The sequence below is a fragment of the Agromyces sp. MMS24-K17 genome (assembly GCF_043950245.1).
Classification (GTDB): Bacteria; Actinomycetota; Actinomycetes; order Actinomycetales; family Microbacteriaceae; genus Agromyces.
This window is the reverse complement of record NZ_CP171640.1, coordinates 3,227,568-3,240,042: the sequence shown is the minus strand read 5'-3', so window position 1 is coordinate 3,240,042 and position 12,475 is coordinate 3,227,568. Positions and strand designations below refer to the sequence as shown.

The following is a 12,475-nucleotide window of genomic DNA, read 5'->3' as shown; positions in this document are numbered from 1 at the left end:
GTTGGTTGGTGGGGGTGGGGGTGCTGTTCGTCTGTTGAGAACTACATAGTGGACGCGAGCATCTTAGAAACTCGCATCGTCGTCGCCTTTCGGGGTGGTGGTGGTGTGTGGTTTCACAAAGATTTGTTCTGGACATCACCTTCGGGTGGTGTTCTGACTAATCATTGGTCACCGCCGCCCTTTGGGGTGGTGGTTTCTGAAACTCATGTGATTTCAAGTTTTAAGAGCAAACGGTGGATGCCTTGGCATCTGGAGCCGAAGAAGGACGTCGTAATCTGCGATAAGCCTCGGGGAGCTGATAAACGAGCTGTGATCCGAGGATTTCCGAATGGGGAAACCCCGCCAGGCCCTTTGGGTGACCTGGTGACTCCCGCCTGAATATATAGGGCGGGTAGAGGGAACGTGGGGAAGTGAAACATCTCAGTACCCACAGGAAGAGAAAACAACCGTGATTCCGTGAGTAGTGGCGAGCGAAAGCGGAAGAGGCTAAACCGGTCATGTGTGATACCCGGCAGGGGTTGCATGGTCGGGGTTGTGGGACCTTTCAGGCAGTTCTGCCGGACTGCCGCGGTGACGTGTCAGGTATAGACGAAACGGATTGAAAGCCGTACCGGAGTGGGTGTGAGTCCCGTAGTCGAAATGTCTGGCCGGCCGGAGAGGTATCCCAAGTAGCACGGGGCCCGAGAAATCCCGTGTGAATCTGTCAGGACCACCTGATAAGCCTAAATACTCCCAGATGACCGATAGCGGACAAGTACCGTGAGGGAAAGGTGAAAAGTACCCCGGGAGGGGAGTGAAATAGTACCTGAAACCGTTTGCTTACAAACCGTCGGAGCAGTCTTGTTACTGTGACGGCGTGCCTTTTGAAGAATGAGCCTGCGAGTTAGTGATCTGTGGCGAGGTTAACCCGTGTGGGGGAGCCGTAGCGAAAGCGAGTCTGAATAGGGCGATTCAGTCGCAGGTCCTAGACCCGAAGCGAAGTGATCTATCCATGGCCAGGTTGAAGCGACGGTAAGACGTCGTGGAGGACCGAACCCACTTCAGTTGAAAATGGAGGGGATGAGCTGTGGATAGGGGTGAAAGGCCAATCAAACTTCGTGATAGCTGGTTCTCTCCGAAATGCATTTAGGTGCAGCGTTGCGTGTTTCTTGCCGGAGGTAGAGCTACTGGATGGCCGATGGGCCTCAACGGGTTACTGACGTCAGCCAAACTCCGAATGCCGGTAAGTGAGAGCGCAGCAGTGAGACGGTGGGGGATAAGCTTCATCGTCGAGAGGGAAACAACCCAGACCACCGACTAAGGTCCCTAAGCGCGTGCTAAGTGGGAAAGGATGTGGAGTTGCACAGACAACCAGGAGGTTGGCTTAGAAGCAGCCACCCTTGAAAGAGTGCGTAATAGCTCACTGGTCAAGTGATTCCGCGCCGACAATGTAACGGGGCTCAAGCACGCCACCGAAGTCGTGGCATTCATACAATCGATAGGCCTTCGTGGTCCAGTCGTGTGGATGGGTAGGAGAGCGTCGTGTGCCGGGTGAAGCGGCGGTGGAAACCAGCCGTGGACGGCACACGAGTGAGAATGCAGGCATGAGTAGCGAAAGACGGGTGAGAAACCCGTCCTCCGGAAGACCAAGGGTTCCAGGGTCAAGCTAATCTTCCCTGGGTAAGTCGGGACCTAAGGCGAGGCCGACAGGCGTAGTCGATGGACAACGGGTTGATATTCCCGTACCGGCGAAGAACCGCCCACACCAATCCAGTAATGCTAACCATCCGAACCATTCCATCGTCCCTTCGGGGGCACCGGGATGGGGAGCGTGGGACCCGGTCTGGTGCGGTGAGCGTGATAACAGGTGTGACGCAGGAAGGTAGCCCAACCCGGGCGATGGTTGACCCGGGGCAAGCGTGTAGGCCGAGTCGTAGGCAAATCCGCGACTCGTGATGGCTGAGACGCGATGCGGATGAAAAGTGGGTGATCCTATGCTGCCGAGAAAAGCATCGACGCGAGGTTCCAGCCGCCCGTACCCCAAACCGACTCAGGTGGTCAGGTAGAGAATACTAAGGAGATCGAGAGAATCGTGGTTAAGGAACTCGGCAAAATGCCCCCGTAACTTCGGGAGAAGGGGGGCCTGAGGCGTGAATGGACTTGCTCCAGGAAGCGCTGCAGGGCCGCAGAGACCAGTGGGAAGCGACTGTTTACTAAAAACACAGGTCCGTGCCAAGTCGCAAGACGATGTATACGGACTGACGCCTGCCCGGTGCTGGAAGGTTAAGAGGACCGGTTAGCCGCAAGGCGAAGCTGAGAATTTAAGCCCCAGTAAACGGCGGTGGTAACTATAACCATCCTAAGGTAGCGAAATTCCTTGTCGGGTAAGTTCCGACCTGCACGAATGGCGTAACGACTTCCCAGCTGTCTCAACCGCGAACTCGGCGAAATTGCAGTACGAGTAAAGATGCTCGTTACGCGCAGAAGGACGGAAAGACCCCGTGACCTTTACTACAGCTTGGTATTGGTGTTCGGTGTGGCTTGTGTAGGATAGGTGGGAGACTTTGAAGCGGGCACGCCAGTGTTCGTGGAGTCATTGTTGAAATACCACTCTGGTCACTCTGGATATCTAACTTCGAACCGTGATCCGGTTCAGGGACAGTGCCTGGTGGGTAGTTTAACTGGGGCGGTTGCCTCCCAAAGAGTAACGGAGGCGCCCAAAGGTTCCCTCAACCTGGTTGGCAATCAGGTGGCGAGTGTAAGTGCACAAGGGAGCTTGACTGTGAGACTGACAGGTCGAGCAGGGACGAAAGTCGGGACTAGTGATCCGGCAGTGGCTTGTGGAAGCGCTGTCGCTCAACGGATAAAAGGTACCTCGGGGATAACAGGCTGATCTTGCCCAAGAGTCCATATCGACGGCATGGTTTGGCACCTCGATGTCGGCTCGTCGCATCCTGGGGCTGGAGTAGGTCCCAAGGGTTGGGCTGTTCGCCCATTAAAGCGGTACGCGAGCTGGGTTTAGAACGTCGTGAGACAGTTCGGTCCCTATCCTCTGCGCGCGCAGGAAATTTGAGAGGATCTGACCCTAGTACGAGAGGACCGGGTTGGACGAACCTCTGGTGTGCCAGTTGTTCCGCCAGGAGCACCGCTGGTTAGCTACGTTCGGGATGGATAACCGCTGAAAGCATCTAAGCGGGAAGCCGGCCTCGAGATGAGATTTCCATCCCTTCGGGGGAGAGGCTCCCAGTAGACGACTGGGTTGATAGGCCGGATGTGGAAGCAAGGACTAACGACTTGTGCAGCTGACCGGTACTAATAAGCCGATAACTTGAAAACTCACTACATACACACCGTTTGTAAAGGCTGGTGTGTATGGCCTGATGACTCGCGTCCACCATGTGGTTCCCGACAGACGAACCCAACAACACAACACAGACTTCCCACCCCACGTGGCAACACGGACCGGGGTGGTGACCGAAACCACCCACACCAACCCCAGCGTTGGTGTGCGAGTGACAGAGTTTCGGCGGCCATAGCGCGAGGGAAACGCCCGGACACATTCCGAACCCGGAAGCTAAGACTCGCAGCGCCGATGGTACTGCAGGGGCGACCCTGTGGGAGAGTAGGACACCGCCGGACAATCATTCCAGAGAGGGGCCACCCGATTACGGGTAGGCCCCTTTCTGCATTTTCCGGGCGGCCGATGTGCGCGCCCGATACGGTTGAGTCCGTTCCGGACTCCCTGACGATAGGACCCCTCGTGAGCGACTCCAGCCAGCGCCGACCAGATGACGAGGCGTCCCGCCGCCCCAGGCGCGCCGAGTCCGCCGGCCATCACGGCGCGAGTCGTGGAGGCTCCGAGGCGCGGCACCATGGCGGAGGCAGCGGCGCTCCGCGCCGGTCGTCGGACCGCCCGTATCGCGACGACCGCGGCGGCCGAGACGACCGTCCGCGCCGCGACGACCGATACGGCTCGAACGACCGCTCCGGTTCGGGTGAGCGTCGGTACGGTTCGGGCGACCGGGATCGGTCGGGTTCCGGTTCGGGTGAGCGTCGGTACGGCGACCGGGATCGCGCGGGCTCGGGCGAGCGCCGGTATGGCTCGGGCGACCGAGATCGTTCGGGTTCCGGTTCGGGTGAGCGTCCGTACGGCGACCGAGATCGTTCGGGTTCCGGTTCGGGTGAGCGTCGGTACGGCGACCGGGATCGCGCGGGCTCGGGCGAGCGCCGGTACGGCTCGGGCGACCGGGACCGTTCCGGTTCGGGTGAACGTCGCTACGGCTCGGGCGACCGGGATCGGTCGGGTTCCGACCGGTATGGCTCGCGTGACCGCGGGCGTACCGACGAGCGTGGCAACGACCGCTACGGCGCGAAGGGACGGGGGCCGTCGGGCGGCTCGGATGGCCGGCGGAGCGACCGCCCCTACCGTTCGGACTCCGCCTCCGGGTCCCGTGACGGCTCGCGTCGCCCCGCAGGCGATGGCGCCCGGTCGAACGACCGCAGCTGGAGCAACGATCGCCCGGCTCGCGCGGGCGACCGGCGGGAGGGTACGCCCCGGCCGCGTCACGACGACGGCCCGCGCGGCGACCGCCGCGACCCGCGTCGTACCGATGCCGGTGCTCCACGGGGCGGAGCCTCGCGCAGCGTCGCCGGCGGCGGACGCGGCGGCTCCTGGTCGCGCGGAGGCGAGGACGGGCGTGCCCCGTACGAACGTCGTGGCGGGGCGGGCGACCGCCGGCACGGCGGCGGACGTCCCGACGGTGGCCGGCACGAGGGCCCTCGGCGCTACGACCGCGACGACCGGCGCGATGACCGGCACGACGATCGCGACTCGCGTCCGCGTCACGACGACCCTCGCGTGCCGGCGCACCTGACCACGCGGTCGCTCGGCAAGGAGGCGTTCGCCGAACTCAAGACGCTCAACAAGGAGAACGCCGAGTGGGTCGCGCTGCACCTCGCCGCGGCCGCGGAGATCCTCCCCGAGGACCCGGAGCTCGCGCATCGGCACGCCCTCGCTGCGGCACGCCGCGGCGGCCGGGTGGCGGTGGTCCGCGAGACGCTCGCGATCACGGCGTACGAGACCGGCGACTTCGCGCTGGCGCTCCGCGAGCTCCGGACGTACCGCCGTATCTCCGGCCACAACGACCAGCTCCCGCTGATGGTCGACAGCGAGCGTGGCGTCGGCCGCCCCGACCGGGCCCTCGAGCTCGGACGGTCGGTCGACCGCACCACGCTGCCCGCGAGCGTGCAGGTGGGCCTCGCCATCGCGATGTCCGGCGCTCGTCTCGACCTGGAGCAGCCGGAGCTCGCGCTCGCGGAGCTCGAGATCCCGCAACTCGACCGGAATCGCGCCTTCAGCTACAGCCCGGCGCTGTTCGCGGCCTACGCCGAGGTGCTCGGCGAGCTCGGACGCGGAGCCGAGGCGGCCGAGTGGCTCGTGCTCGCCGAGCGCGCGGCCGACGCGCTCGAGGGTCCGGCTGAGGCGGAGATCTTCGAGGTGATCGAGCTCGAGGAGCTCGAACTCGAGACCGAGGACGAACTCGAGACCGAGGACGAACTCGAGACCGAGGACGGACTCGAGACCGAGGACGAGGACGAGGTCGAACTCGAGATCGAGGATGACGACGCCGCTCCGGCGGAGGCCGATGACGCCGACGCACCCGCAGGCGACGAGGCATCCGTGCCCGAGGCCGAGGCTGCCGAGGACGGCGACGCCGACCTCGTCGAGGCCGCGCCGGAGGACGCGATCGAGCCCGAGGTCGCCGCCATCCTTGAGGAGACGGCCGGGCTCGACGACGACGCCGCGGACGAGGCGCGCTAGATGGGGCTGTTCCGCACGCGTGCCGAGGGCCACGCGCCGCTCGACGGCGTCGACGCGCTGCTCGCCGACCTCGACGGCGTCGTGTACGCCGGACCGACGGCGATCCCGCACGCGGTCGAGAGCCTGAATCTCGCGAAGCGCGACCGGGCCGTCGGCTACATCACGAACAACGCGTCGCGGAGCGATGCATCCGTCGCCCGACACCTCGAGGAGCTCGGCCTCGAGGTCGCACCGACCGACGTGGTGACCTCGCCGCAGGCCGCCATGCGGCTGCTGGCCGGCGTCGTGCCCGACGGTGCACTCGTGCTCGTCGTCGGCGGCGAAGGCATCACCACCGAGCTCGAGCGGCACGGGTATCGGGTGACGCGCTCCGCCGACGACGCGCCGCAGGCGGTCGTGCAGGGGTTCACGCCCGAGATCGGCTGGGCACAGCTCGCCGAGGCCGCGTTCGCACTGAACGCCGGCGGCTTCGCCGACGAGCACGGCATCCCGTGGATCGCCACCAACATGGACTGGACGATCCCCGTGGCCCGCGGCGTCGCACCGGGGAACGGCACGCTCGTGTCGGCGGTGCACACGGCCGTCGGGCGCTTCCCGCTCGTGGCCGGCAAGCCGGAGACGCCGATCTTCGACGAGGCGCGCGATCGGTTCGCGGCGGAGTCCCCGCTCATCGTCGGCGACCGGCTCGACACCGACATCCTGGGTGCGAACCGCGCGGGCATGCGCTCGGCCGTCGTGCTCACCGGCATCGACCGGGCCAAGCAGCTGCTCGCCGCCGACGCGGCGAGCCGGCCGACGTACATCCTGGGCGACCTGCGCGGCCTGCACCTCCCGTACCCCGAGGTGGAGCAGAGCCGGGGCGGAGTCCGCGTGGGCGATGCCCGCGTGAAGCTCGACGGCAACCGGGTCGTCGTCGTCGACGAGGGTCGCGACGAGCTCGACCTGCTCCGCGCCGGCTGCGCGGTGGTCTGGGGGTCGGGCGCGTCGATCCACGCGTTGGACGTGCCCGAGCGCCTCTACCGATGACCGCGGCGGGGGAGCGCTCCACGTCGGACGTGCGGGGTAGCGTGGAGCCGTGAGCTTCGACGAGTCATCCGACGTGCCCGGGCGCGACCCCGCCGAGGCGGCGGCCGAGCTGGGCGACATCGAGGAGCTGCCGCTCGCCGAACGCGCGCCGCGGTACCACTCGCTCGCCGATCGGCTGCGCGAGGCGCTCGAGCACTCCGACCCGACCCGCGGCGACGGCTGAGGCATGGCCGACTCCCGCCTCGACTCCGCGCTCGCGGAGGCCGGCTTGGCACGCTCGCGCACGCACGCGGCCACGCTCATCGCCGCCGGTGCCGTGCGCGTCGACGGCAAGCCGGTCGTCAAGGCCTCGTTCCGCGTGCCCGAGGGCGCGCGCCTCGAGGTCGACGCGCCGGACCACTACGTCAGCCGGGCCGCGCACAAGCTGATCGCCGCCCTCGACGGGTTCGGCGTCGACCCGCGCGATCGCGTCGCGCTCGACGCGGGCGCGTCGACGGGCGGGTTCAGCCAGGTGCTGCTCGAACGCGGGGCGAGGGCCGTGCTCGCGGTCGACGTCGGCCACGGCCAGCTCGCCGCGGAGGTCGCCGAGGCGCCGGGCCTCGTCGCCGTCGAGGGATGCAACGTGCGCGACCTCGACGCGGCGAAGCTCGCCGCCCTCACCGGGGTCGACGAACGCCCGTCCGTCGTCACCGCGGACCTCTCGTTCATCTCGCTGACGACCGTGCTGCCCGCGCTCCGCGCGACGGCGGTCGACGGCGCGGACTTCGTGCTGCTCGTGAAGCCGCAGTTCGAGGTCGGGCGCGGCGGGGTGCGCGAGGGCGTGGTCCGCGATGCGGCGCTGCGCGCCGACGCCGTGATGGGCGTGCTGTGGGCGGCGTTCGACCTCGGGCTCCGCGTCGGCGGCGTGCTCTCCTCCCCAATCGCGGGCACGCACGGGAATCAGGAGTTCCTCGTGCACCTCGGGGAGGTGGCGACCTCCGATCCGTCAGAATGGATGGGTCGGGTCGAGCTGTTGACGGGAGGCGCCCACGCGTGAACGGTTCACGGCATTTCCTCGTGGTCGCCCACACCGGTCGATCCGCGGCGCTCGAGGCGACTCGCGAGGTCTGCGCGCAGCTGCTCGCGGCCGGCGCGACGCCCGTGATCGCCGAGGAGCACTGGGACGACGTGCACGCCTTCGTGCCCGACCTGAACGGCCGCGTCGGCCGGCTCGAGGAGGTCGACGTCGACGGCATCGAGCTCGCGATCGTGCTCGGCGGCGACGGCACGATCCTGCGGGCGGCGGAGCTGACCCGCGAGCATCCGGTGCCGCTGCTCGGCGTGAACCTCGGCCACGTCGGCTTCCTCGCCGAGAGCGAGCGGGACGACCTCGACTACACGATCTCACGGGCACTCGCCCGCGACTACGTCGTCGAGGAGCGCATGACGCTGTCCGTGCGCGTGAAGGCCGGCGAGGAGATCGTCTACGAGAGCTGGGCGCTCAACGAGGCGACGGTCGAGAAGGCCGAGCGCGAGCGCATGCTCGAGGTCGTGATCGAGGTCGACCGGCGGCCGCTGTCGTCGTTCGGCTGCGACGGCGTCGTCGTCTCGACGCCCACCGGTTCGACGGCGTACTCCTTCTCGGCCGGTGGCCCGGTCGTGTGGCCAAGCGTCGAGGCGCTGCTGATGGTGCCGCTCAGCGCGCACGCGCTGTTCGCGCGGCCGATCGTCGTCGGGCCCGAGTCGTCGCTCGCGATCGAGGTGCTGCAGCGCACCGAGGCCGCCGCCGTGATCTGGTGCGACGGCCGGCGCACGTTCGACCTGCCGCCCGGCGCGCGCGTCATCGTGCGCCGGTCGCCCGTGCCCGTCCGGCTCGCCCGGCTGCACGAGGCGCCGTTCACCGATCGCCTGGTCAACAAGTTCGCGCTGCCCGTCACCGGCTGGCGCGGACCGGCCGGTCGCGACTGAGGGGCGGGCATGCGTCCGCGAACGACGGAAGCCCCGGCGACGAGGGCGACGAAGAGTGAGGACACCATGACCGAGCGCCACCGAGAGCGAGGGCCGCGATGATCGAGGAACTCGGGATCCGCGACCTCGGCGTGATCGCCGAGGCCAGCCTGCCGCTCGGGCCGGGGTTCACCGCGGTCACCGGCGAGACCGGCGCCGGCAAGACCATGGTGGTCACCGCGCTCGGCCTGCTGCTCGGCGCACGCGGCGACGCGGGCACGATCCGATCGGGTGCCAAGCAGGCCTGGGTCGAGGGGCGCTGGCTCCTGCCCGACGTGCCGGAGGCCGTCCGCGACCGGGTCGAGGAGGCGGGCGGTGAGATCGAGGCCGGCGAGCTGCTGCTCGGCCGATCGGTGTCGGCGGAGGGGCGCAGCCGGGCGGTCGTCGGCGGCCGGAGCGCGCCCGTCGGCGTGCTGGCCGATCTCGGCGACGAACTCGTCGTCGTGCACGGACAGGCCGACCAGCAGCGACTCCGGTCGACCGTCGCGCAGCGCGACGCGCTGGATCGCTTCGGCGGCGGCCCGCTCCAGGCAGCGCTGGCCGAGTACCGGGTGGCGTTCGAGGCCTGGCGTGCCGACGCCGCCGAGCTCGAGGCGCTGCGGGAGGCCCACGACGCCCGACTGCGCGAGGCCGACGAGCTCCGGGCGGCACTCGAGGAGATCGAGGCCGCCGACCCGCAGCCCGGCGAGGACGTCGAGCTGCAGGAACGCGCCGACCGGCTCACCAACCTCGAGGACCTCCGCCTCGCCGCCGCGCAGGCGCACGAGCTCGTCTCGTCGGAGGCCGCGCTCGACGACGCGCCCGACGCGATCACCCTCGTCGAGAGCGCACGCCGCCACGTGGAGCGGATGGCGCCGCACGATGCGGCGCTCGAGCCGATCGCCGAGGCGCTGCAGAACGCGGGCTTCCTGCTCGCCGACGCCGCCGCCGACCTGTCGGGCTACCTCGTCGGGCTCGACGCCGACGGCGCACGCGAGCTCGAGGTCGTGCAGGAGCGGCGCGCGCTGCTCACCGGGCTCGCCCGCCGCATCGGCGGGACGCTCGACGACGTGCTCGAGTTCCGGCGCAGCGGCGGCCTCAGGCTCGTCGAGCTCGACGGCGACGACGACCGGATCGCCGAGCTCGAGGCATCCGTCGCGAGCGGCCGCGCCGCGGTCGACGAGCTCGCCGACCGCGTGACGGCGCTCCGCACCGACGCGGCCGCACGCCTCGCCACGGCGGTGACCGCCGAGCTCGCCGCGCTCGCGATGCCCGACGCCGAGCTCCACGTCGGCGTCGAGCCGGCGCCCGAGCCGACCGTGCACGGCCGCGACCACGTCGCGATCCTGCTGCGGCCGCATCCGGGTGCCGAGCCCCGATCGGTGTCGAAGGGCGCGTCGGGTGGTGAGCTGTCCCGGGTGATGCTCGCGATCGAGGTCGTGATCGCGGGTGCCGACCCCGTGCCGACGTTCGTGTTCGACGAGGTCGACGCGGGGGTCGGCGGCGCCGCGGCGATCGAGATCGGCCGGCGGCTCGCCCGACTCGCCGAGCGGTCGCAGGTCATCGTCGTCACGCACCTCGCCCAGGTCGCCGCGTTCGCGACGAACCACCTGAGCGTGGTCAAGGGCACCGACGGGCGGGTGACGGCGTCGAGCGTGCGCCAGCTGGCGGGCACCGAGCGGGAGGCCGAGATGGCCCGGCTCCTGTCGGGGCTCGCCGATTCCGAGAGCGGGCTCGCCCACGCGCGAGAGCTGCTCGAGATCGCCGCCGAGCGCGCCGCCTGACGACGGTGCGGGCCGGCCGACGCGCGGGCGCAACGGCGCCCCGCGAGGCGCCCGTTCACGGGGGTCCCGGATGCGAGTCCGAGGCGACCCCGGGGGCGACCGAGGGCGATTCGCCGAGGCATCCGCCTCGACACGATCGCGACGCACGGCGAATCCACAAATGAGTCGGTTAGACTACAAGCCCGTGGTGGAAGAACGCGGCGCACAGAACTCAGACGACACGACCAAGCACATCTTCGTGACTGGTGGTGTCGTTTCCTCGTTGGGCAAGGGGCTCACGGCCGCCAGCCTCGGCAACCTGCTGACAGCACGCGGACTCCGCGTGGTCATGCAGAAGCTCGACCCGTACCTGAACGTGGACCCGGGCACGATGAACCCGTTCCAGCACGGCGAGGTCTTCGTGACCGACGACGGTGCTGAGACCGACCTCGACATCGGTCACTACGAGCGGTTCCTCGACATCAACCTCAGCCAGGCCGCCAACGTGACGACGGGTCAGATCTACTCGACCGTCATCGCGAAGGAGCGCCGCGGCGAGTACCTCGGCGACACCGTGCAGGTCATCCCGCACATCACCGACGAGATCAAGCGCCGGATGCGCCTCCAGGCCTCCGAGTCGCCGAAGCCCGACGTGATCATCACCGAGATCGGCGGCACCGTCGGCGACATCGAGTCGCAGCCGTTCATCGAGTCGGCCCGCCAGGTGCGGCACGAGCTCGGCCGCAAGAACGTGTTCTTCGTGCACGTCTCGCTCGTGCCGTTCATGGGCGCGTCGGGTGAGCAGAAGACCAAGCCGACGCAGCACTCGGTCGCCGCGCTGCGGTCGATCGGCATCCAGCCCGACGCGCTCGTGCTCCGCAGCGACCGGCCCGTCACCGACTCGAACAAGCGCAAGATCGCGCTCATGTGCGACGTCGACGAGGCGGCCGTCGTGAACGCGGTCGACGTGCCGTCGATCTACGACATCCCGACGATGCTGCACGACCAGGGCCTCGATGACTACATCATCGACGCGCTCGGCCTCGACCGGAAGGCGGGCGACGTCGACTGGTCGGGCTGGAGCGACCTGCTGCGGGTCGTGCACGACCCGGCGCACGAGGTCACGATCGGCCTCGTCGGCAAGTACATCGACCTGCCCGACGCGTACCTCTCGGTCACCGAGGCGCTCCGCGCCGGCGGGTTCGCGAACGAGACGAAGGTCCGCATCGAGTGGATCCCGTCCGACGAGTGCCGCACGCCCGAGGGTGCGCAGAAGCACCTCGCACACCTCGACGGCATCTGCGTGCCAGGCGGCTTCGGCGTGCGCGGCATCGAGGGCAAGCTCGGGGCGCTGAAGTTCGCCCGCGAGAACGGCATCCCGCTGCTCGGGCTGTGCCTCGGCCTCCAGTGCATGGTGATCGAGTACTCGCGGAACGTCGTGGGCCTCGAGGGCGCGTCGTCGAGCGAGTTCGACCCCGACACCGAGTTCCCCGTCATCGCGACGATGGAGGAGCAGGTCGAGATCATCGCCGGCGGCGACCTGGGCGGCACCATGCGACTCGGGCTCTACCCGGCGAAGCTCGCCGACGGTTCACTGGCCGCCGAGCTCTACGGCGCCCCCGAGGTGTCGGAGCGGCACCGCCACCGGTACGAGGTGAACAACGGCTACCGCGACCGCATCGCCGAGGCGGGACTCGTGTTCTCGGGCACCTCGCCCGACGGGCAGCTGGTCGAGTTCGTCGAGCTCCCGCGCGACGTGCACCCGTTCTACATCAGCACGCAGGCCCACCCCGAGCTGCGCAGCCGTCCGAACGACGCGCACCCGCTGTTCCGCGGCCTGATCGGCGCGGCGCTCGAGCGTCAGCAGGCGAGCCTGCTGTTCGACGACGTGCAGCAGGCCTGAGCCGGTGACGAACGTTCC

8 protein-coding genes and 2 rRNA genes are annotated in these 12,475 nt (G+C 68.2%); all 10 read left to right on the top strand.

Annotation, left to right across the window (positions count from 1 at the left end):
- The first annotated feature begins 211 nt into the window (after positions 1-211).
- The 10 genes from ACGGZK_RS14880 to ACGGZK_RS14835 all read left to right on the top strand — a co-directional run bounded on the left by ACGGZK_RS14880 (position 212) and on the right by ACGGZK_RS14835 (position 12,457).
- Positions 212-3,315: ribosomal RNA gene (locus tag ACGGZK_RS14880) — 23S ribosomal RNA — on the top strand.
- A gap of 186 nt (positions 3,316-3,501) precedes the next feature.
- A 5S ribosomal RNA gene (gene rrf / locus ACGGZK_RS14875) occupies positions 3,502-3,618 on the top strand.
- 1,058 nt (positions 3,619-4,676) lie between these two features.
- Complete coding sequence (locus ACGGZK_RS14870; RefSeq protein WP_395243402.1) at positions 4,677-4,853, top strand: hypothetical protein; 177 nt, start codon at positions 4,677-4,679, stop codon at positions 4,851-4,853.
- A complete protein-coding gene (locus tag ACGGZK_RS14865; RefSeq protein WP_395243401.1) occupies positions 4,838-5,800 on the top strand; it encodes a hypothetical protein in 963 nt (320 codons plus the stop codon). The genes ACGGZK_RS14870 and ACGGZK_RS14865 overlap by 16 nt, the downstream gene beginning before the upstream one ends.
- Entirely contained in the window at positions 5,801-6,826 is a 1,026-nt protein-coding gene (locus ACGGZK_RS14860) for an HAD-IIA family hydrolase (RefSeq protein ID WP_395243400.1), read from the top strand. It abuts the gene before it with no gap.
- Positions 6,827-6,875: 49 nt separating this feature from the next.
- A complete protein-coding gene (locus tag ACGGZK_RS14855) occupies positions 6,876-7,049 on the top strand; it encodes a hypothetical protein (RefSeq protein WP_395243399.1) in 174 nt (57 codons plus the stop codon).
- 3 nt (positions 7,050-7,052) lie between these two features.
- Positions 7,053-7,862, top strand: coding sequence for a TlyA family RNA methyltransferase (locus tag ACGGZK_RS14850; RefSeq protein ID WP_395243398.1), 810 nt, complete (start codon positions 7,053-7,055; stop codon positions 7,860-7,862).
- Positions 7,817-8,773, top strand: coding sequence for an NAD kinase (locus ACGGZK_RS14845; protein WP_395243397.1), 957 nt, complete (start codon positions 7,817-7,819; stop codon positions 8,771-8,773). Before ACGGZK_RS14850 ends, ACGGZK_RS14845 begins: the two co-directional genes overlap by 46 nt.
- A gap of 98 nt (positions 8,774-8,871) precedes the next feature.
- A complete protein-coding gene (gene recN / locus ACGGZK_RS14840; RefSeq protein ID WP_395243396.1) occupies positions 8,872-10,575 on the top strand; it encodes a DNA repair protein RecN in 1,704 nt (567 codons plus the stop codon).
- 160 nt (positions 10,576-10,735) lie between these two features.
- Positions 10,736-12,457, top strand: coding sequence for a CTP synthase (locus ACGGZK_RS14835; protein ID WP_395243395.1), 1,722 nt, complete (start codon positions 10,736-10,738; stop codon positions 12,455-12,457).
- Positions 12,458-12,475: the final 18 nt, after the last annotated feature.

Excerpts from the sequence above, each read along its gene's own strand:
- recN (WP_395243396.1), top strand. The coding sequence starts at position 8,872 with ATGATCGAGGAACTCGGGATCCGCGACCTCGGCGTGATCGCCGAGGCC.
- ACGGZK_RS14845 (WP_395243397.1), top strand. The coding sequence starts at position 7,817 with ATGGATGGGTCGGGTCGAGCTGTTGACGGGAGGCGCCCACGCGTGAAC.
- ACGGZK_RS14850 (WP_395243398.1), top strand. The coding sequence starts at position 7,053 with ATGGCCGACTCCCGCCTCGACTCCGCGCTCGCGGAGGCCGGCTTGGCA.
- ACGGZK_RS14835 (WP_395243395.1), top strand. The coding sequence starts at position 10,736 with ATGAGTCGGTTAGACTACAAGCCCGTGGTGGAAGAACGCGGCGCACAG.
- ACGGZK_RS14860 (WP_395243400.1), top strand. The coding sequence starts at position 5,801 with ATGGGGCTGTTCCGCACGCGTGCCGAGGGCCACGCGCCGCTCGACGGC.